The 25832-nt window shown below is 71.1% G+C and carries 19 protein-coding genes and 1 pseudogene; 7 read left to right on the forward strand and 13 right to left on the reverse strand.

Annotated features, from left to right (window positions below; translation table 11 throughout):
• Positions 1-46: 46 nt before the first annotated feature.
• Entirely contained in the window at positions 47-286 is a 240-nt protein-coding gene (locus tag O7616_RS22285; protein ID WP_282303762.1) for a winged helix-turn-helix domain-containing protein, read from the reverse strand.
• A gap of 366 nt (positions 287-652) precedes the next feature.
• Between O7616_RS22285 and O7616_RS22290 the strand changes: the two genes are divergently transcribed.
• Positions 653-892, forward strand: coding sequence for a DivIVA domain-containing protein (locus O7616_RS22290; protein WP_348773886.1), 240 nt, complete (start codon positions 653-655; stop codon positions 890-892).
• The gene (locus O7616_RS22295) at positions 889-1164 is read left to right on the forward strand and encodes a hypothetical protein (protein ID WP_282303764.1); all 276 of its coding nucleotides are present in this window, start codon (positions 889-891) and stop codon (positions 1162-1164) included. The genes O7616_RS22290 and O7616_RS22295 overlap by 4 nt, the downstream gene beginning before the upstream one ends.
• Before the next feature lie 44 nt (positions 1165-1208).
• Here O7616_RS22295 and O7616_RS22300 read toward each other — a convergent pair whose 3' ends face one another.
• The 7 genes and pseudogenes from O7616_RS22300 to O7616_RS22330 form a co-directional block, all read right to left on the reverse strand.
• Positions 1209-2000, reverse strand: a complete 792-nt coding sequence (locus O7616_RS22300; RefSeq protein ID WP_282303765.1) for a hypothetical protein — start codon at positions 1998-2000, stop codon at positions 1209-1211.
• Between the two features lie 369 nt (positions 2001-2369).
• Positions 2370-2939: a carboxymuconolactone decarboxylase family protein gene (locus O7616_RS22305; RefSeq protein ID WP_282303766.1), complete on the reverse strand. Its 570-nt coding sequence runs from the start codon at positions 2937-2939 to the stop codon at positions 2370-2372.
• Between the two features lie 453 nt (positions 2940-3392).
• Positions 3393-7817, reverse strand: a complete 4425-nt coding sequence (gene pglW, locus O7616_RS22310) for a BREX system serine/threonine kinase PglW (protein ID WP_282303767.1) — start codon at positions 7815-7817, stop codon at positions 3393-3395.
• A gap of 89 nt (positions 7818-7906) precedes the next feature.
• Positions 7907-8476 carry a hypothetical protein gene (locus O7616_RS22315; protein WP_282303768.1) on the reverse strand — a complete coding sequence of 190 codons (570 nt, stop codon included), beginning with the start codon at positions 8474-8476 and terminating at the stop codon, positions 7907-7909.
• 404 nt (positions 8477-8880) lie between these two features.
• Entirely contained in the window at positions 8881-9540 is a 660-nt protein-coding gene (locus O7616_RS22320) for a DUF559 domain-containing protein (protein WP_282303769.1), read from the reverse strand.
• Positions 9541-10023: 483 nt separating this feature from the next.
• Positions 10024-11649 carry an anibiotic ABC transporter gene (locus O7616_RS22325; protein ID WP_282303770.1) on the reverse strand — a complete coding sequence of 542 codons (1626 nt, stop codon included), beginning with the start codon at positions 11647-11649 and terminating at the stop codon, positions 10024-10026.
• Positions 11650-11831: 182 nt separating this feature from the next.
• Positions 11832-12701 (reverse strand): annotated as a pseudogene (locus tag O7616_RS22330) (ABC transporter ATP-binding protein); the annotation flags it as partial.
• A 111-nt stretch (positions 12702-12812) separates the two neighbouring features.
• On the opposite strand from O7616_RS22330, the gene O7616_RS22335 reads away from it, so the two are divergent.
• Positions 12813-13595: a TetR family transcriptional regulator gene (locus O7616_RS22335; RefSeq protein ID WP_282303771.1), complete on the forward strand. Its 783-nt coding sequence runs from the start codon at positions 12813-12815 to the stop codon at positions 13593-13595.
• Positions 13596-13641: 46 nt separating this feature from the next.
• On the opposite strand, the gene O7616_RS22340 is transcribed toward O7616_RS22335, so the two are convergent.
• Positions 13642-15420: an ABC transporter ATP-binding protein gene (locus O7616_RS22340; RefSeq protein ID WP_282307695.1), complete on the reverse strand. Its 1779-nt coding sequence runs from the start codon at positions 15418-15420 to the stop codon at positions 13642-13644.
• 97 nt (positions 15421-15517) lie between these two features.
• Between O7616_RS22340 and O7616_RS22345 the strand changes: the two genes are divergently transcribed.
• Both O7616_RS22345 and O7616_RS22350 read left to right on the forward strand, forming a co-directional pair.
• Positions 15518-15937 (forward strand): MarR family winged helix-turn-helix transcriptional regulator, encoded by a 420-nt coding sequence (locus tag O7616_RS22345; protein ID WP_282303772.1) that lies wholly within the window; start codon positions 15518-15520, stop codon positions 15935-15937.
• Between the two features lie 142 nt (positions 15938-16079).
• Complete coding sequence (locus O7616_RS22350) at positions 16080-17864, forward strand: N-acetylglutaminylglutamine amidotransferase (protein ID WP_282303773.1); 1785 nt, start codon at positions 16080-16082, stop codon at positions 17862-17864.
• A 6-nt stretch (positions 17865-17870) separates the two neighbouring features.
• On the opposite strand, the gene O7616_RS22355 is transcribed toward O7616_RS22350, so the two are convergent.
• Positions 17871-19004: a glutamate--cysteine ligase gene (locus tag O7616_RS22355; RefSeq protein ID WP_282259148.1), complete on the reverse strand. Its 1134-nt coding sequence runs from the start codon at positions 19002-19004 to the stop codon at positions 17871-17873.
• Positions 19005-19164: 160 nt separating this feature from the next.
• Between O7616_RS22355 and O7616_RS22360 the strand changes: the two genes are divergently transcribed.
• Positions 19165-19893, forward strand: a complete 729-nt coding sequence (locus tag O7616_RS22360) for a hypothetical protein (RefSeq protein WP_282303774.1) — start codon at positions 19165-19167, stop codon at positions 19891-19893.
• A 15-nt stretch (positions 19894-19908) separates the two neighbouring features.
• Here O7616_RS22360 and O7616_RS22365 read toward each other — a convergent pair whose 3' ends face one another.
• Together O7616_RS22365 and O7616_RS22370 are read right to left on the reverse strand one after the other, a co-directional pair.
• Positions 19909-21117, reverse strand: a complete 1209-nt coding sequence (locus O7616_RS22365; protein ID WP_282303775.1) for an RNA polymerase sigma factor — start codon at positions 21115-21117, stop codon at positions 19909-19911.
• Between the two features lie 2 nt (positions 21118-21119).
• On the reverse strand, positions 21120-21479 hold the full coding sequence (locus tag O7616_RS22370) for a YciI family protein (RefSeq protein WP_282303776.1): 360 nt from the start codon (positions 21477-21479) through the stop codon (positions 21120-21122).
• A gap of 432 nt (positions 21480-21911) precedes the next feature.
• Here O7616_RS22370 and O7616_RS22375 point away from each other — a divergent pair, with 432 nt between their 5' ends.
• Positions 21912-23237 (forward strand): FAD-dependent oxidoreductase, encoded by a 1326-nt coding sequence (locus O7616_RS22375; RefSeq protein ID WP_282303777.1) that lies wholly within the window; start codon positions 21912-21914, stop codon positions 23235-23237.
• Between the two features lie 96 nt (positions 23238-23333).
• Here the strand turns inward: O7616_RS22375 and O7616_RS22380 are convergent, their stop codons facing one another.
• Entirely contained in the window at positions 23334-25559 is a 2226-nt protein-coding gene (locus O7616_RS22380) for a discoidin domain-containing protein (protein ID WP_282303778.1), read from the reverse strand.
• Positions 25560-25832 lie beyond the last annotated feature (273 nt).

Below are 25832 nucleotides of genomic sequence, written 5' to 3' on the forward strand. Positions count from 1 at the left end.
GGGACGGGGGTACCCAAAAGGCTCGGATAGGTAGCCGGCCCGCTACCTACGGCTCCCGCATCCAGGTCTTCGGGTCGGTCACGAAGACACCCTTGCCCTGCTGTCGTCGAATCACCCGCAGCGCTTCGAGTCGGACGTACGCCAACTGCACAGTCCCATAGCTGACGTCGTAGTCGGCGCGCGTCTCGGAGACCGACGGCAACCGGTCGCCGGGCTTCAACTTCCCCGACCTCACGTCCGCCATCACGTCGTCGGCGATGCGTAGATATCCAGCTGATTCGGGCATGTCACTCCTCGCGTGGCAACCCGAATTCGATCACAGCTCGAATGTCTTAACAATGTTCTTTGACTTCCCTGTGTTCCCTAGTTATGTTGGGCAAGGTCGATCCTCGCGTGGCAACGAGTTCGGCTCATCCCCTGGTCGGGGCGGGTGCGTGTGCCCGTCCCGACCCTCCGGATTGCTCTGCTGTCGTACCGCCGAATGGGGCTGCGTCAGCGGAGCGGGCGGGTCGCCCGCGGCCCCCGCGCGGACGGCCCGCCCTTCCCAACCCACCACAGGGACCTTCCGTGCTCCCGCCTGCCCTCAGAAAGGATCGCCGTGGCTCAGGTGTATCGAGGTGGCCGCCCCTACCCCGCCGGCTACCCGGGCCGGTTGACGCCGCACGAGGTGCGGACCCGCGAGTTCGCCGCGTGTCGACGCGGCGTTGACCCCGATGAGGTACGCGAGTTCCAGGCCCGGCTCAGCGACGAGTTGGCCACGCTCAACGAGACGGTACGGCTGCTCAGTCAGGAGAACGACCGGATCAAGCGGGCGCTGCGCGACTGGCAGACCATGCACGCGCGGGAGTGTTCGTCAGCGCCGGAGCAGGGCCGCAACTCCGGCCGCTGGTGACCACGCGCCCGTCCCCCGGCGACCTGCTCGTCATCGACGGCCGAGCCTCGGTGCAGTTCGCCGGGAATCGCGCGCTGACCTTCCGCGTCGTCTCGGTCTGCGATCGGCCGACCTACGAGGGCTGGGTCTGGCTGACCGGCTACGTCATCAACCGCCGAGGCGACGCAACCGCGAAACGTGAGATCTACGTCCAGCTCGCCGCCCTTCGCCCTGCCGTGCCCGTCGCACCAACTCGCGGCGGACGGGGCGTTGACCTCGGAAGCATTCGCTGAGCGATGCCCATCGCGCTCAGGATCACAGGCCGAAGCTGACGGCATCAGGGGGCAGTTGGTGACTCCTTCCGCTGCCACCACGCAGTGAACAGGGTGGACACCTGGGCCTTGACCTCCTCCGCGACGAGCCCTTGGCCGTCACCCATGAGCGGCACGAGAGCGTGCTGGTAGACGCCCCGGTGTCGTTCGACCGACGGGCAGGCGAACACGGCCAGCATCCGGAGGACGCGCACGGTGTCCGCACCCAGGAGGGGAAAGTGGGCGTCCAGGAGCCGCGCCAGGGCCGACCACACCTTGTCGACGACGAGGTCGACGACAGCGTCCTTCAACTGGTCGGCGACGCGGTAGTTGAGGTGATTCGACAGCGCATCCTTTAGGGCCTGCTTGGCCACGTCAGCGACAATACCGATGGCTGTGTTGACCCCCTCGATCAACTGGATCAGCGCGACCAGCAGGCTGCACCAGCCGTGATTGGCCAGATGCTTCTTGATCTCCCGGGCGGCTTGCTCATTCCGAACGAGATCGTCGATGCCATCCGAGGTCTCTTTCCCGGCTTGCGCCATGATCTCATTGGCGAGGATGTTGATCCGGCCGTTGTCGAACGACAGCGCAGCCTTGTCGTAGACGTCGAAGTCCCGTTCAAGCCCGCCTTCGGTCCTGGGTCGAGGGTCCGTAATCCACAGGTGATCGGCTAGATCCAGACGGGCGAGGTCGACCGACTGTTGCCGATTGTTTGCGTTGAACCCCAGCTTGCCAGCGGAGTTCTTCGTGATCTTGCCGCTGAGCACGCATCGCCTCTCGTCGCGTACGGCCGGACGCTCGACGGCGAGCGTCACCCAACCATCCCAGCCATGCAGGGATCCGCCGCAGCCTGAGCACTTGCAGCCCGGATTCTTGGCGTTCTCGCAATTCGCTCGATGCGTGTTCACAGCCATCCGCAGTCCGCCGATCGGCTCGCCGTCGCTTGGGGTGAAGCATCGATAACCCTAAGTTCCTGGCAGGGCGCTGCCAATCGGGTCCTGTGGCCGAAGATCCGGCATTCCGCCGCTCCAGCGAGCTTCCTCAGCTGCCAGGCGGCTGCGCGCGCCGCCCACTTCTATTGATGGTGTCAGATTCCTGATGGACATGGCTGAGGCGATCTGCAGGCCGACGCCCACAAGCGCCGTACCGATCCGTGTCCGGGCTTACCGGAGCGTTCGCCGGGTCTAACCGCCGAAGCTCAGTGCCTGCCGCAGATCCACGTCCAGGCTCTCCTCGTACTGCGGATCGGGCTCGGCCCCGGCCGCGCTGAGGACCGTGCTGAAGAAGCATCTGGCGCCAACCGCGAGGATCACGCGGAAGATATCCGTGTCGTCGAGGCCGTGACCGCGCAGGCCCGCGACGTCGGCCTCGGTGACGGAGTTCGCATCGGCCGCGACCTTTCCGGCGAAGTTGACGACTGCGACCTCCTGCGCGGAGAGACCGGCGCTTCCATGGTCCGACGCGATGGCTGCCACAGTCGGCGCGTCGAAGAACTTGTCGCGTAGGACCTTTCCGTGTGCCAGACCGCAGTAGGAGGATTTCAGGGCCCGGGCTGCGGCGAGGGTCGCCAACTCGTAGCGGCGCAGTTCCATCCCGTCCTTCACCGCACCGTTGAGCTGCTGCCATGCCAGATACACCGCCGGGCTGTGAGCGAACAACCTGGTGTAGTTGGGCAGATAGCCCATCGCCTTCGTGTCGCTGTCGAACATTCGCTCGGTGTCCGGGGACTGCTCTGCCTGCCGCAGGAAACTCATCCGACTCCTCCCATAGGTGGACCCGGACGGTACGCCGTTGGAATTGCGAACGCTGTCGGGAAATCGAGCGGTCAGCCCCAGAAGATCGCCGTCGGGTCCCGATCGAGTTCGTCGAGGAGTTCCATCAGGTTGGTTGTCGGCGGGATCAGGTCGTGCCGACGGAACCGAAGGGTGCGGTCTCGGTAGTACAGCGTCCAGGTGCCCGTGCTCCTGGTGTACCCGAGGCGCGCGACGGGAAGACGAGTCCACTCCGACCCCGACTCGGCCCGCCACGGGGCCCGACACTCGACGATCGTCAGGTGACGGGCCGCCTCCTCACACTCGATGCGTACCTGGTCACGGACCCGCTCGGGGACCCGCTGATCGCACCACCGGCGCACACGAGCCGTGTCCGCTTCCGGTAACCGTCGAGGTGCCGCCACTGGGACCTCCCGCCACTCAAATGACAACTGGTCAGGAGGCTGCCACCGTGCTGCGGTGGGCGTTGACGACCCAGGCGTCCGGTAGCGCGATCCACTCGTTGTCGCCCACCCGCACCACTTCACCGTCCAGCTTCGGCAGCAGCGCCGGGTCCTCCATCGGGCAGAGCAACCACACGTCCCCCGCGCCGCCGCGCGCCGCGTCAGCAAGCTCGTGCAGCCGCCCCATCGCCCGGTACCGCGCCAGCACCGCCGCGTCGTGCAGCAGCACCGGCCCATCCGCGGCAGACAGCGAGGCGTGCAGCGACGGCACGGTGAGCTGCCACGCCTGCTCGACGTACTCCCCCAGCTTGATCGCCGCCCGCGACCCTTCCTGGGCGATGTCAGCGGTGAGCACGGTCTCCCACGTCGGCTTCGGGCGGGCGTCGACCAGGGCGTGCAGGTGCTCGATGAAGCGGGCCGCCACGTTGACCGGTCGGGCGTCGAAGCGCCGCGCCAGTTCCTCCCGGGCCAGGTGGTAGCGGTTGAGGCGTACCGTCAGCGCCCGGAACCCGCCCGCGGACCGCGCGCCGGCCAGCCGCTCCTCGGCGCGCATCGCCGCCGCCAGCTCCGGAGACTCCGCAGTCCACCGGCTCGGAGCGGCCGTCACCGAGGGACGGCGTTGAATGACTGACACCGAGGACGAGGCCGCGCGGGGCGGTGGTGAGACGTACCGGTCCCGGTCCCAGCGCAGCTCGAAACCCGCCTCAGCCAGAAGCCGGTCCAGTTTGGGGTGACCTGGCAGCGGGTCCAGCTCCGGGAAGCGCGCGGTGACCCGGTCCGCGACGTGCGTAGGTGTCAGGCCCCGCCGACCATCAGACGCGCTCGTCGGGGGCACCACGCCCGCCTGGGCAAGCCGCAGCGCCCGCACCGGGTCGAGGTCGCGCGGGTAGAGCTCCAACCGCGCGGTGGCGGCGGCCCGCTCCGAGGCCACCGCGGCGAGCAAAACCCGTCGCCGCTCGTCGAACGCCTCGGCCGCCCCGCCGGGCGCGCTCACCGCCGCGAGGGTACGCAGCACTGTCGCCGGGCTGGGCAGCACCTCGCTGGCGGCGAGTTTGTCGGCGGCCTTGCCGAGCGCGTCGGCGTAGTCGAGCAGCGCCGGTGCGGCCGGAGTGTCCGGGGCGTCGTCATCGCTGACCTCCAGCGCCACCAGCAACCGGTCACCACGCGGGTGCGGCTTGCCGTTGATGTCGGCGCGGGTGTGCCGGCGCAGCAGAAGGCGTGGCTCGTCGGCGAGCGCGTCCACCTCCACGGCCGCGCGTACCGCCGCGACGGCCACCGCGAGACGCATGGCGTCCCCGGTGCGCACCGAACCACGGCTGCTCAGCAGCGCCGCGGCCAACTCGGCGACGCCCATCACCCGACCGCCGTCGTGCAACAGCTCGATGATCTGGGTACGCACGCTGCCGACCACCGGGATCTCGTGCCAGCGCTTGCGTTGCTTGCCGAGGATCTGCGCGACCCGACCGGCGGTGACGCCCAGCGCGGTGGCCACCTGCGGCTGCTGCGGCCAGAGCTGCAACGCCGGCAGCACACCTGACTCGTCCGGCAGGTGCAGCAGCAGCCGGGTGCCCTCGATCTCCGTGGCGTTGCGGCCGTTCTTCGCCGGGATGAGCAGTGTGGCGATGGCGTCCAGGCCGACGCGTACCAGATCGGTGTCGCCGTGACCGGAGGAGGTCTCGGTGGCCGCCTCTTCGCTCGCCGCCTTGCGGGCGGCGGGCGTGGTGGGCAGTGTCTCCCGCTCCCCCAGTCGCTGCCGCCACTCCTTGACCCGGCGTTGCAACTCCTGACGGGTCTTCGCCCCGAGACCGGGCAGGTGGGCGAGCTTGTTCGCGACCGAGAGCAGCTCACCGACGGTGGTGGCCTCCAGGCGGTGGGCGGCCGAGACCGCCCGTGGGGTGAGACCGGCGGCCTCCAGCGTGGTGGCCCGGGTGGCCTTGCCGGCGGCCTCGTCGCGGGCCACCGCGGCGACCTGCTCGTCCGGCTCGTCGACGTCGGGGTGCTCGGTGCCGACCGGGGTGCTCGCGTCCGAGCGACGGAACACTTCTTGCCAGGCGTCGCGCAGATCCTTCAGCGACGCGTGGCGCCGACGGTGGTCGCGGTGCAGCGCTCGTTGGAAGAACTCCACGAGGCCGTCGCGGATCGCCGGGTCGAACGCTTCGGCGGCCAGCACCGGCGGGCCGTCGGTGAGTTGCGGTTCGGTGCCGCCGTCGCCCCAGACCGGCAGCTCTCCGGAGGCCATCTCGTGCAGGGTGACCGCGAGCGCGTACCACTCGGCGTGCTTGTCGTAGACCGGACGGTTGGCGGTGCCGAGGAACGGGTCCAGGTAGCGGGGAGTGCCGGCGATGATCTCCTTGACCGAGACTCCGGCCAGGGAGAAGTCGAAGAGCACCAACTGCCTGGTGCGGTTGGGCCGCACCCGGATGGCGATGTTGTCCGGCTTGATGTCGCGGTGGTAGACGCCCTCGCCCTCCAGATAGTCGAGGGCGCCGAAAAGGTAGTCGCTGTACGTCTCCAACTCGTCGACCGTGAGCCGACCGTCGTCGCGCAGCTTGCGCGCCAGGGTGCGGTCGCCGGCGTGCTCCAGCACCACGACGGTGCGGTTGCCCAGTTGCAACGGCTCTGGCCGGGCCAGCCGGATCACCCTGGAGTCGGTGAGCGGGCCGAGGACGCGGGCCTCGTGCGCCAGCCGGGCACCCTTTTCGTCGGAGAGCCCGACCTTCAGGACCTCTTCCCGACGAGTGCGCTCGTTGAAGCCGAGGAACGCCCGACAGGTCGAGCCGGTGCCGAGGCGGCGGACGATCTTCCACTCGCCGACTCGGTCGCCACCGCGGGCCTCCAGCGGGTCGGGCTGCTCGGGCGCCGGCTCCTCCGGGTGCACGGAGCCCGGTGGCGGGCTGGTCAACTCGTCCTCGACGAGCTGGAGCATCTCGACGAAGTCGGCGACCGTGGTGAGTCGCTGGGCCGGTACCGGTGCGGTTGCTGCTTGGATCAACTCGTCGGCGAACTCGCTGATGCCGTCGGTGACAGCGGTGGCCCGCAGACCGTTGTCCCGGGCCAGTCGGGCCAACAGTTCGGGGCGCTTCGTGGCCGGCGGTTGACCGGTCAGGATCAGGTACGCCAGCGCGCCGAGGCCGAAGACGTCCATCGCCACCGCGTCCGGCGTCGGCGCGGTCAACTCCGGCGCGAGGTACGCCTCGGCGGACCGTTCGATATGAGCTGTCGCGTGCGAGGAGAGAGTCACCGGCTGGCCGCTGCTGCCACCGGCACTATCCACACCTCGGGTCGCTGCCTGCCAGTCACTGATCTGTAGTTGAGGTGTCAGCCACGCCTCGTCGTCGCTGCCGCCACGCCGCTTCCGGCCAGGGTTCACCAACACGCTGCGGGCAGAGAGCGCACGGTGGTGCAGCCGTCGACCGTGTGCGTAGGCCACCGTCTCGGCGAGCTGTCGGATCATCGCGAGTCGGCTCAGCGCGTCAAGGCGGTCGCCGTACTGGGCGATGTAGTGGTCGAGACGCACCGACCGGGGGTCGTACCGGAAGATCAGCGCCGGGCCGGCCTCGTGCGACTCCATCGCGTCGACCTGCACGATGCCGGGGTGGTTGATGCCGTGCAGGGCGAGCATCTCGCGTTTGGCGGCACGCTCGATGCTGGCTCGTTCGGTCTGCACGGCGTTGCGTTCGACCAGGTAGATCCTCACCCGGCGACGTTCGCGCTCCAGGTCTCGGTGCCGAGCCTGGTGGTCCTGCCAGGTGGGGCCGACGTCGAACGGGCGAGTCTCCAACTCCCATGCGCCGATCTGGTAGTGGCGGCGACTACGGGCGATGCCCACGGCGTCGAGGAGGTCCGGTAATGCCGCCGACATCTCCTTGGTGACCCGCTGCCGTTCGTCCTGCGGCGGACGCTGCAGCAGCGAGGTGATCGCCGGCAGCGGCCCTGGTTCGTGGCCCAGGGCCGGCTCCGGGCCGAAGATGCCGTGCAGATGATGCTCCGACAGCTCTACCCGCAGGCCAGGCTTGGACAGGAACACCGCCGCCTGCACGAACGGGATCCTGACCTGCTGACCTTTGCGCCGCGAGGCAGCCACCTGGAGCAATGACTTGAGTTTCTTGGCCTTGGCATCGGCCAGATGTAGCGGATTGTCGAAGGTGCGGGTGCCGTTCGGGCCCTGAAGGATCCAGTTGGAGCCGCTGGACCGGAGCCGGCCGTTCAGGCTCTTGATCTCGATGAGGTAGAGACCGCCGGGCGCGGCGACCAACAGGTCCACCTCGTAGGGGTGCCCGGTCTGGGCGGTGAAGGTGAAGTTCGACCACGCCCGGTAAGGCTCACTGTCCGGCAGCAGCGCCTGGACGTGCGCCAGCGCCTCCCGCTCGTGCGCGAACTGCGACGGCGTGATCGTCGTCCACCGGCCCTCCTGCATTCCAGAGATCCTAGGGCCCGCCAGCAGGGAACGAGGACCGCCACCTCGACGTGGGTCCTGCAGGCCGCCCGCATTGGCGTCCGTCGGCGTCAACCGCACGTGTCGCAGGTACCGGTCGTAGGGAGTTGCAGATAACAGGTGGGACAGAGTGGCCGGCTAGGCTCCGGGGCGCGGGCGCGTTGGCGCGCCACCGCTACCTCGAGCCTCGGTGCCAGTGCGAGTCTGCCTCCGTCCGGAGGTAGGCCGGCCGCCTCGAAGTGGCGGTAACAGGTGAGGCGGGCGTTGGCGGCGTGCATCTCCCGCTCCATCTCGTCCTCGACCGGCGGCTCCCCCGCCACCTCCAGAACCTCTTTGTATCCTGCTCCCACCTTGCCGTCATCCGTATGGACGACCAGAGCGGTCAGCGGCGGGTCACCCCGTCGGTGTGCCTCCCGCACGATGCGACCGAGAACAGACCCGATCCAGTTGTGCAGGAGGGCCGAGGTCCGGATGCCGGAACTAGCCTGCACCTGCTCACCAAGCTCCTTGTAGGTGATGAGCCCGTGGTAGCTCCGTGCGACTGCGACCAGGATGTCGTATCCGTGGCTGGCCCAGGTGTTCCAGGCTTCCTCCGCAGAAATCCGCCCGCCCGACTCCTGCCAGTACCCGCGTTGCTCCACCGCGTTCTCCGCTCCCGCGACCGGACACCTTCTCAGGGAAGCAGGGTAGGGCGGCTTCTCGGCTGGGGAACTTGGTGACACTCATCTGTCGGGATGTCGCCACATCGCAAGATGCAGCGCGTCTTTGCTCGGACCGGTCGGGCGACTCGACGCTCAAGGACGAATGCTTTCTACGTACCGCGGCTCAGCAGGTCGACGAGTTTCGCGAGCCCGAGCGGCGCCGTACGTCCCGGCGGACGCTCTGGTTGCGCCGCCACCGGGCACGGTCGGTGAGCGAGGTGGCGAGGATTGTGCCCATTGTCCCGACCAGGACGCTGAGGAGCACCGGAAGCTGCGTCGGTAGCGTGCCCAGGCAGCCGAGGCTGCCAGGACCAAGCAACCTTTCTCAGCCTCTGCCGGCGGTGTCAGCTCCGCCGGGTCGCGAGGATGGCCAGGGTTTCCCGGCGTACCGCGTCGATCTCGTGCAGCAGGCGACGGTGGGCGAAGCGGACCACCGTGATTCCGAGACTCGCCAATTGAGCGTCACGGCGCAGGTCGATCTCTCTCTGGCGTGGGTCGCCGTGGGTGGTGGCCCCGTCGAGTTCGATGTCGACCCGCTCCCGCTCGGCGAACATGTCGAGGTACACCGTGCGCCGTCCGACGCGGATCGGCACCTGTCGGCGGAACGTGGGCATTCCCGGGCCGGTGAAGACGTGTCCGTGTCCCCAGATCTCCAGCGGGCTCCGGCAGCCGTCGGCGAGCCGCGTCAGCAGTGTCCGCAGCGCCGCCCGATCGGTCAGCTTCGGCGTGCTCTCCAGGGCCACTCCCAGCCTCTCGGGGGTCGTCAGCCACTCGTTGACCGCCCGGATCACTGGTGCCCGCCGCTCGGCGGGCGGCATCGTCGGCCACGAGTCGATGAGCGCCTGCTCAAGTCGTGTGACCGTCAGTCCTTGTCGCACCACCACGTGCGGCGGTTCAATGAGCAGGCTGCGGCGCCGGTGCACGACCACTCCGGGTCGGTTACGCAGGTTGGCGCTCGTCGGTGTGCTCAGGTGCACCAGGTCGCCGGCCGCCTGCGCGCGCACCCCCCACACGCTGAGCGCGCTGAGGTGACTGAGTGCACCGCAGCCGTCGGCCCACGCCAGAGCCGCGCGCTGGCCCAGGTCGGATCGAGTCGACTCAAGGTGGGGGCGCCGGGTCGACTGTCGACCAGGTAAGCCGCAACGAACACCTCGGGCAGCACGCGCACCAGCTCACCATTGCGGCACGCCTGCTGCAACGCCCACTGCGGCACCCGCTGCCGGGACGTCCCGAGCGTCACCAGCCCTCCGCCAAGCTCCACCAGCTCCCGAAGCACCACATTCACATCACGAACCGTGAAGCGCGACCCCGGTCCCCGCAACCGCCCCAGCCTCACCCCTGTGGACAGCACCCAGCCTGTGGACAGTGCCCCACCACCGAGCACTTTGCGCTAGCCAGGACGATCGTTGGCAGTTCAGCAGGGCGACACGCCGAGCGCAGCCCTGCTGAACTGCCAACGATCATGGGAAGCACCTCGCGACAGCGCGTCAGCTCGGCACGTCGCGGCGGCGGAACGCCGTCACTCCGACGGCGAGGAGCGCCGCGGCGACCGCCGTCAGCACCACCAGGGGCAGCGCCGCCGGGTCGACGGCGGGCACGGACGGCACATGGGTGTACGGCGAGAGGTCGAGCGCGGCCTGGGGCAGCTTCAGCACCGCACCGAGTTGCCCGAGCAGCAGGAAGACCAGCAGGATCGTCCAGGACAGCACGACCGACCAGCGGGGCAGCAGTCCGAACAGGGCGGTCACCACCCCGGCCACGACGAGCAGGGCGGGCAGACGCAGCAGCGCGGCACCGCCCAGGTCGACGGCTTGGCCGAGCGGGTCGTCGGTGACGAGACCGTAGCCGAGGCCGGTGGTCAGCCCGGCGAGCAGCAGCAGCGCGACCGCGCCGAGGGTCGCGGCGAGCACCTGGGTGCCGAGCCAGCGGGTACGGCTGACCGCGGTGGCGAGGGCGGCTTCGAGCACCCCGTCGGCCTCGTCGCCGCGTACCCGAAGGAGGGCCTGCACCACGTACGCCCCGATGGTCAGCGCGAAGAGCCCGAGCATCGCGGCCAGGTACGCGTCGACGAGAACCCCGCCGCCGCCCATCGCGTTGATGGCCTCGGCGGCGGCCGGGTTCTGGTCGATCATGGCGTTGAACTCGTCGGCGGCGATGCCCATGGAGAACCCGAGTACGGCCAGGCCGACCGCCCAGCCGAGCAGGGTGCCGCGTTGCATGCGCCAGGCCAGTCCGGCGGGGCTGAGCAGTCGTGGCGCGGCGTTGGCCGGTCCGCGTCGGGGCGCGATCAGCCCGGCGCCCTGGTCGCGGCGCTCCGCGAGGGCGTACGCCACGGCCACTCCGGCGAGCAGCAGCGCGACCGGGAGGGCGAGCGTCCACCAGCGTTCACCGCCGAAGGCGCGCACCTGGTTGCCCCAGCCGAGCGGGGAGATCCACGAGGGCCAGGCGCTCTGCACGCGGGTGCCGTCGGCGCTCTGCTCGCCGAGCACGTCACCGGCGGCGCGCAGCACGAAGGATATCCCGACGGTGGCGGCGGCGAGCGCGTTGGCGCCCCGGGAGGTGACGGAGAGCTGGGCGGTGACCGCGGCGATCGCGGTGAAGGCGACACCGACACCGCCGATCGCGGCGGCGGCCGCCACCGAGCCGGCCAGCGGTAGGCCGGCGCCGACCAGTGCGAACGCGAGCAGCACGGCGGCGAGAGTGTTCGCCGTGACGATGACGAGCAGCGCGGCGGTGAGCGGCGCGTACCGGCCGACGACGGAGGCACCGAGCATCTCCGCCCGGCCGGTCTCCTCGTTCTGCCGGGTGTGTCGGGTCACCGCGAAGGTGCTCAGCAGGGCGACGATCAGGGCCAGCGTCACGTACGTCTCGGCGACCACCACGGCACCGAGGTCGGTGCCGGCGATCGGACCGTTGAACGCGCGGGCGACGAGGCTGGATGCCGACGTGGTGGCGTAGCCCTGGCGGGCCGCCTGGTCGGGGTAGATGCCGGCGACGCTACCGGCGAGGGCGTAGCCGAGCAGCGGCGTGCCGAGGACCCAGATGGCGAGGCGGATCCGGTCGCGACGCAGCACGAGCCGGGCCAGCAGGGCCGTGCCGGTGAGGGCGCTCACCGGGCACCGGCCTGCGGCGCGCCGGCCGGCGAGTCGGCGTCCGAAGCACCGGGGGCCGGAGCACGACCGGCCGAGCCATCACCAGCGGAGCCACCACTGGCGGAGCCACCACCGGGCGAGCCACCGGCAGCCGAGCCACCACCGGCAGAGCCGCCGACGGCCGACGCGGCGGGGTCGTCGCCGTAGTGGCGCAGGAAGAGCTGTTCCAGGGTGGGCGGGGTGCTGGTCAGGGCACGCACGCCGGAGCGGACGAGCTGACCGAGCAGCTCGTCGAGGTGGGCCGGCTCCACCTCCAGGTGGGTACGCCCGTCGACCTCGTGCACGTCGTGCACACCGGGCAGCGCGTCCAGACCGGTGAGCGGACGGGCGGTCTCGACGGTGACCGCCGTGCGGGTGAGGTGGCGCAGCTCGGCGAGGGTGCCGGACTCGACGGTGCGGCCCTCGCGGATGATGCTGACCCGGTCGCAGAGGGCTTCGACCTCGGCGAGCACGTGGCTGGAGAGCAGCACCGTCGCACCGGCCTGCTTGACCCGCCGGACCTCGTCCTGGAACACCGCCTCCATCAGGGGGTCGAGGCCGGAGGTGGGCTCGTCGAGCACGTACAGCTCCACCGCCGAGGCGAAGGCGGCGACGATGGCGACCTTCTGCCGGTTGCCCTTGGAGTACGTGCGGCAGCGGCGGGTCGGGTCCAGGTCGAAGCGCTGCAACAGCTCGTCGCGGCGACGCCGGTCGAGGCCGCCGCGCAGCCGACCGAACAGGTCGATGGCTTCTCCGCCGGTGAGGTTGGGCCAGAGGCTGACGTCGCCCGGCACGTACGCCAGTCGGCGGTGCAGGCGGACCGCGTCGCGCCACGGGTCGGCGCCGAGCACCTGGGCGTCGCCGGAGTCACGGCGGAGCAGCCCGAGCAGGATGCGGATGGTGGTGGACTTGCCGGAGCCGTTGGGCCCGAGGAAGCCGTGCACCTCCCCCTGCTCGACCCGCAGGTCGAGCCCGTCGAGTGCCCGGATCGCCCCGAACGTCTTGACCAGGTTGCCGATCGAGATGACGGGCATCGCCCCTCCTGCCGTTGGCTGCCATCGACCGCCCTCCACTGTACTGACCGTCGGTCAGTCGATGCAACGGTGATGGCGGCCACCGGTCAGGACGTCGCTAGGCTTGCCGACATGACCGCCGATCCCGCGGACGACACCCGCACCCGGATCCTGCGCGCCGCGCTCGACCTGTTCGCCGAGCACGGTTACCAACGCACCTCGCTGCGGCAGATCGGCGAGCGGTTACGGCTGACCAAGACCGCGATCCTGTACCACTTCCCGGCCAAGGAACACCTGCTCTCCGCGCTGGTCGAGCCGTTGTTGGCCGATCTGGAGGCGTTGCTCGACACCGCGCGGACGCAGCCCGTCGAGCAGGCGCGGTGGACGGTGCTGGAGGGTTGGGTGGACGTCATGCTCGCCCACCGCCGACCCCTCGGCATGCTCTTCCACGACATCGCGCTGGTCGGCCGTGGCGACACGTACCACCGTCTGATGGAGGTCGCGATGCGGGCCAACGACCTCATCGCCGGGCCGGACGCCGGACGCCGGGAGCGGGTGCTGGCGACCCAGGCGGTCGCGGCGTGCAGCGATCCGATCGTCTTCTTCGTCGACGTGTCCGACGAGGTGCTGCGCGCCGACATGCTCGACGGCGTACGCCGACTGCTGACGCCGACCGCCGCCGTACCCGAGCGGGACGGGACCACGGCGGGCCCGGCGCCGGCGCGCGGCACCGCACCGGACGCGGCCCCGACGAGCGGGAGCCGACGACGGCCGGGACGACCACGGGCGCTCGGTCGGGAGCAGGTGGAGACGGCCCGGCGGATGCACGCGGCGGGCACCCACTCGGTGGATGCCATCGCCGAGACGTTGGGTGTCTCGCGCGCCACCGTCTACCGACACCTCGACGCGGAATAATGAGACGGGTTTAGCGACTATTTCGAGACGGTTGTGAGCGGGAGGCTCAGGCCGCCAGCGTGGCGTAGCGGCCGTTGCGGTCCAGCAGGCTGTCGTGGGTGCCGGCCTCGACGATGCGGCCGTGGTCGAGCACCGCGATCTGGTCGGCGTCGCGGACGGTGGAGAGCCGGTGGGCGATGGTGATCGTGGTGCGACCCTCGGCCAGCACGTCGAACGCGCGTTGCACGGCCCGTTCGGTCTCGGTGTCCAGTGCGCTGGTGGCCTCGTCGAGGACCAGGATGCGCGGGTCGCGCAGCAACGTGCGGGCGATGGCGAGCCGCTGCTTCTCGCCGCCGGAGAAGCGGTGACCGCGGGAGCCGACCATGGTGTCGTACCCGTCGGGCAGCCCGGCGATCAGGTCGTGGATCTGGGCCGCGCGGGCGGCGTCCTCGATCTCCGCGTCGGTGGCGTCCGGCCGGGCGTAACGCAGGTTCTCCCGCACCGTGGTGTGCAGCAGGTACGTCTCCTGGCTGACCACGCCGACGATCGCGGCCAGGTCGGCAAGGCGCAGGTCCCGCAGGTCGACGCCGTCGACGGTGATCCGACCGGCGGTCGGGTCGTGCAGCCGGCTGACCAGCCCGGCGAGGGTGCTCTTGCCGGACCCGGTCTCGCCGACCAGGGCGAGGCTGGTGCCGGCGGGCACGTCCAGGCTGATCCCGGCGAGGGCTGCGGTGTCGCTGCCCGGATAGCCGAAGGTGACGTCCTCCAGGCGCAGATGACCGCGCACCCGGGCGGGGTCGAGTCGGACCGGCTCGGCGGGGTCGGCCACGTCGACCGGCAGGTCCAGGTACTCGAAGATCCGGGCGAACAGCGCCAGCGACGCGGTGAGTGAGACGCCCACGTTGAGCAGGCCCATCAGCGGCCGGAACAGGCCACCCTGCAGGGCCGTGAAGGCGACCAGGGTGCCGATGCTGAGCGTCCCGGCGGTGCCGGGCAGCCCGGCGGCGAGGTAGATGACCGCCGGTACGGCGGCGAAGATGATGCTCATCGAGGCCATCCGCCAGCGGCCGGCCAGCTCGCTGCGCAGCTCCAGGTCGACCAGCCGGGCCGAGGAGGCGCTGAACCGCTCGATGAGGGCCGGGCCGGTGCCGAGGGTCTTGGCCAACTGCACACCGCTGACCGAGAGCCCTTCCTCGACGGTGACGTTGAGGTCGGCGAGTTCGCGTTGCCGCTGGGCGGTGATCTCCCGGCGCATCCGGGCGACCCGGCGGGTCAGCCAGACGGCGGGCGGCAGCACCACGAGCGAGACGAGGGAGAGCTGCCAGGAGAGGGCGACCATGGCGACCGCGGTGGCGACCACTGTGGTGAGGTTGGCCGCGACGGCGGTCGCGGTGGAGGTGACCACCGACTGCATGCCGCCGATGTCGTTGGTGATCCGGGACTGCACCTCGCCGGTGCGGGTGCGGGTGAAGAAGCCCAGCGACTGGCGCTGGAGGTGGCTGAAGACGTCGGTGCGCAGCCGATGCATGACCTGCTGGCCGACCTGGGTGGAGATCCAGGTCTGCACGACGCCGAGGGCGGAGGTCACCGCGGCGACGGCGACCATGCCGAGGACCAGCCAGACCAGCAGGGTCACGTCGCCCTGCGGCAGCGCCCGGTCGATGACGGCACGCAGCAGGAACGGGCTGGCCATCGCGATGATCGAGGAGAGCACGATGATCGCGGTGACGGCGGCGAGCGCGGGCCGGTGGTTGGTGAACAGGCGGCCGATGCGACGCAGCGACACCTGGCGGGCCTGCGTCTTCTCGTCGGCGCTGACGGTGCGGTGGCCGCGGTCGCGGCCCATGGGGGTGGGTTCCAAGGAGAACCACCTTTCAGTCGAGGACAATGCTGAGGTTACCTCAACATGAGGGAACAACCACATCTCCTGCTACCGTATTCCGGTGACCGAGGACACCACTGACGACAGCCTTGCCGAGACGTTCTGGGCGGTGGCGTCCCGTTTGCGCCGGCAGACCCGGGAGTCGCTGGCACCCTGGGACATCACCCCCAGCCAGTCCCGGGCGCTCGGCGTCCTGGGCCGCCACGGCGAGGTACGCCCCGGAACCCTCGCCGAGCACCTGCGCATCGCGCCCCGCTCGGCGACCGAGGTCATCGACGACCTGCAGACCCGTGGGCTCGTCGAACGCCGCCCCGATCCGGCCGACCGGCGAGCCACACTTGTCGCCCTGACCGACGAGGGCAACCGGGTCAGCACCGCCATCCGGGCCGCCCGCCGGGCCGAGGCCGACCGCTTCTTCGGACACCTCGACGACACCGACCGTGCCGAACTGGCCCGCATCCTGCGCACCCTGCGCGGCTGAGACGGCGTCAAGCCCTCGGGGTTTGTCCCCCGCGCGCCCGGGTAGCCAGCGGCCCCGTTTCCACCGCGGGCCCCGCCACCACCAGTCGGGGAGACCTGACAGGAGGGGCCATGTCCGCCCTGAACCAGCACCGTCCCACCTGATGTGCGGGATCAGCGGGGAGGCCCGGTTCGACGGCCGGTCGCCCGACGCGGCGGCGGTGACCCGGATGACCGAGGCGATGCGCTCCCGTGGCCCGGACGCCGAGGGCCTGTTCGCCGACGGCTGGGTGACCCTCGGGCACCGCCGACTGACCATCATCGACCTGTCCGACGCGGGCGGGCAGCCGATGGTCCGCGACGACCTCGGCCTCGCGCTGGTCTTCAACGGCTGCGTCTACAACTACCCGCAGCTGCGCGAGGAGTTGCAGAACGCCGGATACGCCTTCGGATCCACCAGCGACACCGAGGTGATCCTGGTGGCGTACGCACACTGGGGCGAGCGTTTCGTCGACCACCTGGTCGGCATGTTCGCGATCGGCCTGGTGGACCGGGCCCGGCAGCGGCTGATCCTGGCCCGCGACCGGCTCGGCATCAAACCGCTCTACCTCGCCGAGACGCCTGGGCGGCTCCGGTTCGCCTCCACCCTACCCGCGCTGCTGGCCGCCGGCGACGTCGACACCGGCATCGACGCGGTGGCCCTGCACCACTACCTGTCCTGGCACTCCATCGTGCCCGCGCCCCGGACGGTGCTACGCGGCGTGCGCAAGCTCCCGCCGGCCACCCTGCGGGTGATCGAGGCGGACGGGCGCAGCCGCGAGGAGGTGTACTGGCGGCCCGACTACGTGCGGGAGCCCGCCGACGCGGGGATGGACGCCGCCGACTGGCGGGCCGCCGTCGGGGACGCGCTGCGCGCGGCGGTACGCCGACGGCTGGTCGCCGACGTGCCGGTCGGCGTGCTGCTCTCCGGTGGTCTGGACTCCAGCCTCATCGTGGCGCTCCTCGCCGAGGCCGGCCAGCAGCACCTGCGAACGTTCAGCATCGGCTTCGACAGCCGCGACGGCGAGTCCGGCGACGAGTTCCACTACTCCGACCTGGTGGCCCGCGCGTTCGACACCGACCACCACCGGATCCGGCTGGCCGACGACGACCTGGTGCCCGCCGTACGACGGGCCGTGCTGGCGATGACCGAGCCGATGGGCAGTCACGACGTGGTCGCGTTCCACCTGCTGTCCGAGCAGGTGGCGCGGCACGTGAAGGTGGCGCAGTCCGGGCAGGGCGCCGACGAGGTGTTCGCCGGTTACGGCTACCACCAGCCGCTCACCGAGGTGCCCCGGCACAGCGCCGCCGAGACGTTCGCCGCCGCGTTCTTCGACCGCGACCACGACGAGCTGCGCGACCTCGTCGGCGCGGAGTACGCGCTGGAGCACGACGCCAGTAGGGAACTGCTCACCGGGCACCTCGCCGCGCCGGGCGCGCAGACCGCACTGGACGCCGTGCTGCGCCTGGACACCCACCTGATGCTCCCCGACGACCCGGTCAAACGGGTGGACAGCATGAGCATGGCGTGGGGCCTGGAGGTCCGCACCCCCTTCCTCGACCAGGACCTGGTCACCCTGGCCGCGCACTGCCCGCCGGAGCACAAGGTCGCGCAGGGCGGTAAGGGCGTCCTCAAGGAGGTCGCCCGGCAGGTGCTGCCCGCCGAGGTGATCGACCGTCGCAAGGGCTACTTTCCGGTGCCGGCGTTGCGCAACGTGGACGGCCCGGTGAGGGAGCTGGTCGCCGAGGCGTTGCAGGCGCCGGTCGCGCGCGACCGAGGGCTGTTCCGACCGGAGTACGTGGCACGCCTGCTCGCCGAGCCGGACCGGGCCGAGGCGGCGGCCGGCAGTAACAAGCTGTGGCAGCTCGGCCTGCTGGAGCTGTGGCTGCAGACGCACGACATCCACTGAGTCGCGTCAGGCGGCGGCCGTGCGGGCGGCCAGATCGTCGATCACGGCGCGCAGGTCACCGGTACGCTCCAGCACCCGGCGCTGCCGGGCCGCGCCGGTCCCGTCGCGACGCAGCCGGGCCAGATGCGCCAACACGTAGCCGAGGTCGCCGTGGCGCAGCAGGGCCGGGGCGATCACCGCCATCAGCTCGTCGACGAGCACCCAGGCCGGTCGGGTGCCGCCGGCGCGCAGGTCGATCAGTTCACCGTCGAGGCCGTGGTGGGCGGCCCGCCAGTGCGCGGCGGCGACCAGGCAGTCCCGGGTGTGCGGCGCGGTCACCCCGGCGCGTACGTCGTCGGCGAGGGTGGCGACGAGGGACCGGACCAGTGCGGCGACGAGCACCGTGTCGTCCACGTCCGAGCTGACGTCGCCGACCCGCACCTCCACCGTCGGGTACGCCGACGACGGCCGCGCGTACCAGTAGACCATCGCGGCGTCGAGCATGACACCGGCGGCGATCAGCTCGTCCACGGTCCGGTCGTAGTCGGCGGCGGAGTCGAAGTACGGTGTCGGACCGATGCTGGGCCAGCGTTCCAGCTGCATCGACCGCCAGCTGGCGTGGCCGGTGTCGCGCCCGTCGTGCAACGGCGAGTTGGTGGTGATCGCCTGGATCACCGGCAGCCAGGTACGCAGGTGGTTGCAGACCTGCACGGCCAGTTCCCGGTCGGGCAGGCCGACGTGCACGTGACAGCCGCAGACCGCCGGGTCGTGCGCCACCGGGCCGTACCGGCGCGACATCGCGTGGTAGCGCGGCCGGTCGGGCACCGTCAGGTGCGGTTCGGCCACGGGGGTGGCGCCGACGGCCACCAGTCGGGCCCCCGCGGCCGTGGCCGCCTCGGCGGCGGCGTGACGCAACGACACCAGGTGCGTGCGCAGTTCGTTGAGGTCGGCGCAGACCGGCGTGACCATCTCCACCATGCTGTGCCGGAACTCCTGGCGGCTCTGGTCGCGGGCGGGGCCGCGCAGCGCGGCCAGCACCCGGTCGGCCACCGGCAGGTTGCGCCCGGTGTCCGGGTCGAGCAGCAGGAACTCCTCCTCCACCCCGAGCGTGAGGGTGGAGACGTCGGGCACCCTGTCGGCGACGGTCGGACGGTACGCCATGGCCGCCTCCATCCGACTGCGGCCACGGGTGGACCCGTGGCCGGGGCCGCACGGGTTCCCGGCGCGTCCGCCGGCAAACGCGCCCGCCAGGTGTGGCCGCGCCGTCGAGCGAACCGGACACCGACGACACACAGTGGTGAATGTCTGGGACGATGCAGGAATGCTGATGCGTTGGCGTGGTTCCCGGTGGTTCCACATCGCCCTGGGCCTGGTGGCGGGTGCCGCCGTGGGGCTGGCGGTGTACCTGGCCAGTCGACTGACCGGGCCCGCCCTCTTCGCCCTCTGCGGTACGACGGCGGGTGGCGTCGCGGCCGTGGTGGCGTCGGCATACTCGCGGTTCTTCCAGCTGGCGGAGGTGACCGTCTCGGTTCCGCAGTTCAGCGAGCTGCGGTTCGCGGTCACCCGGGACAACAAGCAGACCGCCTGGCGGCTGTTCGTGGAGGCGGTCACCCGGGTGTCCGGTCAGCCGCTGGCGACCGGGACGGGTCTGGTCCGGGAGGCGTTGACGTCGCTCTACCAGTTGTTCGCGATCACCAGGGAGGTGCTGAGCCAGGCGGCGCCGACCATTCGGACCAATGGTCGCCCGACGGTCGAGCACCTCGGGATCGCCATGCTCAACAACGAGCTTCGGCCGTTCCTCGCCACCTGGCACCCGCGCCTGAGGGCGTGGGAGCAGGCCAACCCCGACGAACCCGAGTCGGCCTGGCCGGACGACGCGCAGTGCCGCGCGGAGCTGGCGGCCATGCAACTGCGGTTGCTGCGCTACGTCGAAGGTCTGGGCGAGCTCGCCCAGGTGCCCAACGTCGAGGACGTGATGGGCGGTGTCATCGCCGACCCGCCGGCCGTTCCCGGCCAGCCGACGCGCCGGTCGACGGCGGCGGGCCAGTAGCGCGCCCAGGGCGGGTCAGTGCGGCGCCAGGGCCGTCGCGCGGGCGGTGAGGAAGGCCCGTTCGGCAGCGTTGTCGGTCAGCGCGACGGCGGTCCGGTACGCGTCGACGGCCTCCGCGTCCCGCCCGAGCCGGGCCAGCAGGTCGGCCCGAACCGCATGGTGTACGTGGTAGCCGTCCAGGTCGAGCCGGTCCACCTCGGTCAGCGCCACCGCCGGTCCGGCGACCTCGGCGAGCGCGACGGCCCGGTTCAACGCGACGACGGCACTGGGCGCGACGGCTGTCAGGTGGTCGTACAACGCAAGGATCTGACCCCAGTCGGTGTCGGCGGCGCGCGGTGCGGCGCTGTGCACGGCGGCGATCGCGGCCTGGATCTGGTACGGCCCGGGCCGGTCGCGTTGTAGGCAGCGGCGGACCAGCGTCTGCCCCTCGGCGATCAACGCGGCGTCCCACCTGCGACGGTCCTGCCGGGGCAGCGGAACGAGGTCGCCGTCGGGTGTGGTCCGCGCGGCACGGCGTGATTCGGTGAGCAACATCAGTGCCAGCAGACCGAGGGCCTCCGGCTCGTCCGGCATCAGCTCGACGAGCAGCCGGGTCAGTCGGATCGCCTCCACGCACAGCTCGGCGCGGACCAGATGCCGCCCGGCACTGGCGGTGTGCCCCTCGTTGAAGATCAGATAGAGCACCGCGAGCACGCCGTGCAGCCGATCGGACAGGTCGGCGTCGCGCGGCACCCGGTACGGGATGCGGGCGTGACGGATCTTCGACTTGGCGCGGACCAGCCGCTGCGCCATGGTCGGCTCCGGCACCAGGAAGGCGCGGGCGATCTCGGCGGTGCTCAGCCCGCCGAGCAGGCGCAGGGTGAGGGCGACCCGGGCGGTCGGGGCGAGCGCCGGATGGCAGCAGGTGAAGATCAGCCGGAGCCGGTCGTCGCGCACAGGTCCCTCCTCGACGGGTCCGTCGGCGGCGAACAACAGGGACGCCTGGGCGTGCCGGTCGTCCCGGGACGCCTCCCGGCGCAGCCGGTCGATCGCCCGGTTCCGGGCGGTGGTGATGATCCAACCGGCCGGGCTGGGCGGCGGGCCACTCGTCGGCCACCGCGCCACCGCGATGGCGAAGGCGTCCTGGACGGCCTCCTCGGCGAGGTCGATGTCGCCGAGGAGGCGAACCAGGACGGCGACCGCGCGCCCGTACTCCGCGCGGAACACCGCCTCGACGTCCGGCACGGTCAGTCTCCGGCCCCGCCGTGGAAGGGGCGGACCTCGATCGGCAACGTGGTGGCCACCGCGTAACGGCGGCCCCACTCCAGGGCGACGTCCAGGTCCGGCACGTCGATGATGGTGATGCCGCCCAGGTACTCCTTGCCCTCGGCGAACGGCCCGTCGGTGACCAGGACCTCGCCGCCCTCGCGGGCACGCAGCACGGTGGCGGTCTCCGGGCCGTGCAGGCCCTGCCCGAACACCCACGAGCCGGTGGACGTCAACTCGTCGCGGAAGTCGGCGAGCCGGCGCATCACCCCGGCCAGGAACTCCGGGTCCGGCGGCAGCTCACCCTGCGGCTGGTGAAGGCTGAGCAGGTACAAGGTCATCGTTCCTCCTCGCGGGGACGGCCGGCTCCGCACCGACCTCTCATCCTCCACACGATCGGCAGCGGCCCGGATCGACAGGCCGGCAGAAAATTCTCGGCGGCCGGTCGGGATGGACGGCCCGGCGGGCTGCCCAGGCACCCTGACCGCCCGGACCGCCCAGGCCCGCCGGACCGCCCAGGCCGCCCACGGCCGGCCGGGCCGGCCGGGTGGTGGTGTGCCCTTTGCTCTGCACCCACGGATGCGACGGGGGCGCCGGCCCGGGTGGTGCCTCCGCAGGTGCAGAGCAAAGGACGAAGGACAGGGGTACGTTCGCCGGCGGCCGCAGCCGGAGCCGGAGCCTCGGCCGCGACCGGAGCAACCAGCCGACCGGAGCAAGCAGCCGCGACAGGCAGCCGGTTGTCATGCCTGCGGCGGTTGTGGGTAGTCCCCGGTGTGGCCGACGGCATGCGGGTGGTCGTGGTCGGCGCCGGCTTCTCCGGGCTCGCCGCCGCGCTGGCACTCAGCCGTGCCGGCGCCCAGGTGCGGCTGCTGGAGGCCCGCGACCGGGTGGGCGGCCGGGTGTTGACCCGCTGGCTACCCGACGTCACCCAACTCGACCTCGGCGCGCAGTGGATCGGCCCGACCCAGCATCGGATGTACGCGCTGGTCGCCGAACACGGGCTGGCCACGTTCGCGTCGGCGGCGTTCGGCGCACCCACCGTGCTCTGGGCCGGTGCGCGCCGGGCCGAGCCGCCGGCGCGGGCCGCCCGGGTCCTCGGCCTGCTCGACGAGTACGCCGCCCGGCTGGACCCGACCGCGCCCTGGCAGGCCCCGGAGGCCGCACAGTGGGACCGGACGATCCTCGGCGGCTGGTTGCGTGCCACGGCCGGGGACGACGACACCGCCGACTATCTGGGGCGGTTGCTCGCCGGCGGGCTGCTGGCCACCGGCGCGGACGAGGTGTCGTTGTTGCACCTGCTGTTCTACCTGCGCAGCGCCGGCGGGACCGGGCCCCTGCTGGGGATGGCGGGCGGCGCGCAGCAGGACCGGATCGTGGGCGGGCCACCGGCGCTGGCCGAGCGGATGGCCGCCGCTCTGCCGCCGGGGGCGCTGACGTTGGCCGCACCGGTACGGGCCGTCGAACAGAACGTCGACGGGGTGACGGCGTGGACCGACACCGGCCGCGTGAACGCTGACTTCCTGGTGGTCGCGCTGGCTCCGGCTCTGGCGGGCCGGATCCGGTACGCTCCGCCGCTGCCCGCGTTGCGCGACGGGTTGACCCAGCGGATGCCGATGGGTTCGGCGCTGAAAGTGCACGCCGTCTACCCGGAGCCGTTCTGGCGTGCCGACGGGTTCTCCGGGGTGTCCACCAGCACCACCGGTCCGCTCACCGAGACGGTCGACAACTCCACACCCACCTCGCCGCTCGGCGTGTTGACCGGGTTCAGCTACGCCTCGGACGCCGCGGTGCTGCGCGGGATGTCTCCCGAGCAGCGTCGGCGGTGCCTGCTGGGGGCGTTCGCCGCAGTGGTCGGGCCACGCGCCGGTGACCCGGTCGACCTCGTCGAGTACGACTGGTCGACCGAGGAGTGGACGCGGGGCTGCTTCTGCGGTGCGCTCACCCCCGGGTCCTGGGGCGCGTACGGGCCGCATCTGCGGACGCCGGTGGGCCGGGTGCACTGGGCGGGCACCGAGACCGCGACCCGCTGGACCGGCTACCTGGAGGGCGCGGTGCGCGCCGGTGAGCGGGCGGCGGCCGAGGTGCTGGCACGACCGTAGCCGGCCCGGTCTCGGCGGGACCGGGCCGGCACGGCCCTGGGTGCCACCCGGCCGACCCGGTCCGATGAGACGACCGGGCCGGCGCGGGCGCCCCGGTCAGGGGTAGGTGGTCAGGTACACCGTCTGGTTGGCCGCGTTCGCGGTGCCTCCGGCGTTGTTGATCACCCGGTTGATGGTGCCGACGCCACCGAGCGAGACGGTGACCATGTTCGTGAAGCGCACGTTCGGGTTGACGGGCACCTCGAAGGACCGCTCCTCGACCACCGCGGGGTTGACGTTGAAGTAGCTGTAGCTGCCCAGCCCCCACGCCTGGTGACTGGTCACCGAGTCGGCGACCTTGTACGCGGCGTAGCCCCGGGTCGACCCGTTCATCCAGGCGGCCTGGTTGGGCGGGTCGTACGGCAGTTCGTTCTGGTAGAAGTACGTCCGGCCACCGTTGCCGTTCCAGATGGTCTGGTACTTCTGGTAGTGCTCGACGAAGAGGCCGTACATGGTGACGTTGTCGCCGTTGACGGTGAGCCCGGTGTCGGCGGTGTTCAGCGTCCATCCGGTGGGCACGCCACTGGCGGCATGGTCGGCCCGCCACAGCCACATGTGGTCGCCGATCACGTTGTCGCTGTTGACCGTCAACGTGTTGGTGGCCTTGCCGACGTGTGGGCCTCCGATGCGGAAGAACACGTCGTGCAGCGAGGTCGGGTTCGAGGCGTGGCTGGCGGACGAACCGGACGGCCCGACCTCCATCAGCACCGGCGAGTTGGTGGTGCCGGCCTCGAACATGATGCCGGCGACCTTGACGCCGTCCACGTCGGCGACCCGCATGCCCACGGTGCCGTTGTCGGCCTGGATGGTGGCCAGGCCCAGACCGAGGATCACCGTGTCGGCCCGGTTGACCTGGATCGGCTCGGTGATGCGGTGCACACCCGGGGTGAAGAGCAGGTGCTTGCCCTGGGCGAGAGCCGCGTTGATGGTGACGGCGCTGGTGCCGGGCTGGACGACGAAGAACTGCGACAGCGACAGGGACGAACCGGCCGGGGTCTTGTTGTACCAGCTGGTGCCGGTGGAGTTGGTGCGCAGCGCGGGCACGAACACCCGGTACTCACCGCTGCCCGTCACGTAGAGGAACGGCTTCTCCCGGACCTGCGGGGTCTGGCCGATGACGGTGTGCGACGGGTTGGGGAAACTCGGCGCGGGGGCACCGGTGACGCCCTGGAAGACCATGTTCCACACCGAGCCGGTCCAGCCGTTGCCGAACTCGCTGTTGCGCGAGTACCACTGCTGCTGCGAGCCGGAGACGACCAGCCCGTCGATGCGGGTGTCCGCCATCAGGCCGCCGCTGGACCAGCCGTCGCCGCCGTTCCAGAGCTGGATCTGGTTCTGCGCGCCGCGCAGGTGCATCCGCCGGTACGGGGCGGCCTGGGACACCGCCCAGCGCTCCACGGTCTGCCCGGCGGGCAGGGTGACCGAGAGGTTCTCGGCGGCCCGCCAGAAGTTCTGGGTGGCGTTGCCGCCGAACCAGAACGCCTCGGTGCGGACGTGCCCGTTGAGGTTGACGTCGTCCGGGCTCATCCCGAGGCCGGCGACCTGGGTGAAGAAGCCGAGGTTGACGTCGGCGGTGTAGGTGCCGGGCTTGAAGAGCACCGCGTAGCGCTGCGGGCCGAACTGGTTGGTCTCCTGCTGGGTGAAGAGGGTGTTCAGTCGACTCTGGATCGTCGACGTGGGCGTGCTCGGGTCAAAGACGAACGTGTTCGACCCGAGGTTGGGGTTGTACGGGTCGGTGGGCGTCACCGGGGGCTCGTTGGTGCCGCCGTCGGTCTCGCCGTAGACCTGGAACTCCCAGAGCGAGTAGCCGTAGCCGGTGCCCCGGACGGTGCCGTACATGCGGACGTAGCGGCCGGCGCCGGAGACGGTGAGGTTCTGGGTGCCGCCGGTGCCGGTGGTGGTCGAGTAGATCGTGGTCCAGGTGGACCCGTTGTCGGAGGTCTGGAGCTGGAAGGCCCGGCCGTGGGCGGCCTCCCAGAGCAGGTTGACCTGGGTGATGGTGGCGCGGGCGCCCAGGTCGACCTGGAGCCACTGTGGGTCGCTGAACGCACTGGACCAGCGGGTGCCGGTGTTGCCGTCGACAGCGGCGGCGGCGGGGGTTCCACCGTTCTCGGTGGACGAGGCGGTGGCCGTGCGGCCCTGGGACAGCAGGACGGGGGCTGCCTGCGCGGGTGCCGTGGTGCCGGTCGGGGTGAGCGCCGCGACCAGGGCCACGGTGAGCCCGGCGAGCAGGTGCCGCACCACCCGAGGACGCGGGCGTACGGATGTAGCGCGAGATGTCATGACATCGCCTGTCGATAGAGGGCTACGGACTGCTGCACGGATGGGGGTCAGGCTCGCCCGTAGCGCCGGGGATGGTGCCGCCGAGGCGACGCCGCGGGATGGAGAGCGCTCTCGTAGGAGTGTTGCGGCGAGATTGCGACGGCGTCAAGACATCGATCTATAACTTCGTTATTTATCCCGAGGATTCTTTTTGTGTAATTCCCGACCCCACCCCCCGGTCACCGACCCCCGCCGCACCTCCCCGACCGGCAGGCCGGACCGACACCGTGCTGG

It is taken from the genome of Micromonospora sp. WMMD964, from assembly GCF_029581455.1.
Lineage (GTDB): Bacteria > Actinomycetota > Actinomycetes > Mycobacteriales > Micromonosporaceae > Micromonospora.

Bases quoted from the DNA above. Each gene is read 5' to 3' on its own strand.
- O7616_RS22350 (WP_282303773.1), top strand. From the start codon at position 16,080: ATGTGCGGGATCAGCGGGGAGGCCCGGTTCGACGGCCGGTCGCCCGAC.
- O7616_RS22340 (WP_282307695.1), bottom strand. From the start codon at position 15,420: ATGGGCCGCGACCGCGGCCACCGCACCGTCAGCGCCGACGAGAAGACG.
- O7616_RS22360 (WP_282303774.1), top strand. From the start codon at position 19,165: ATGCTGATGCGTTGGCGTGGTTCCCGGTGGTTCCACATCGCCCTGGGC.
- O7616_RS22355 (WP_282259148.1), bottom strand. From the start codon at position 19,004: ATGGCGTACCGTCCGACCGTCGCCGACAGGGTGCCCGACGTCTCCACC.
- pglW (WP_282303767.1), bottom strand. From the start codon at position 7,817: ATGCAGGAGGGCCGGTGGACGACGATCACGCCGTCGCAGTTCGCGCAC.
- O7616_RS22380 (WP_282303778.1), bottom strand. From the start codon at position 25,559: ATGACATCTCGCGCTACATCCGTACGCCCGCGTCCTCGGGTGGTGCGG.
- O7616_RS22335 (WP_282303771.1), top strand. From the start codon at position 12,813: ATGACCGCCGATCCCGCGGACGACACCCGCACCCGGATCCTGCGCGCC.
- O7616_RS22285 (WP_282303762.1), bottom strand. From the start codon at position 286: ATGCCCGAATCAGCTGGATATCTACGCATCGCCGACGACGTGATGGCG.
- O7616_RS22305 (WP_282303766.1), bottom strand. From the start codon at position 2,939: ATGAGTTTCCTGCGGCAGGCAGAGCAGTCCCCGGACACCGAGCGAATG.
- O7616_RS22370 (WP_282303776.1), bottom strand. From the start codon at position 21,479: ATGACCTTGTACCTGCTCAGCCTTCACCAGCCGCAGGGTGAGCTGCCG.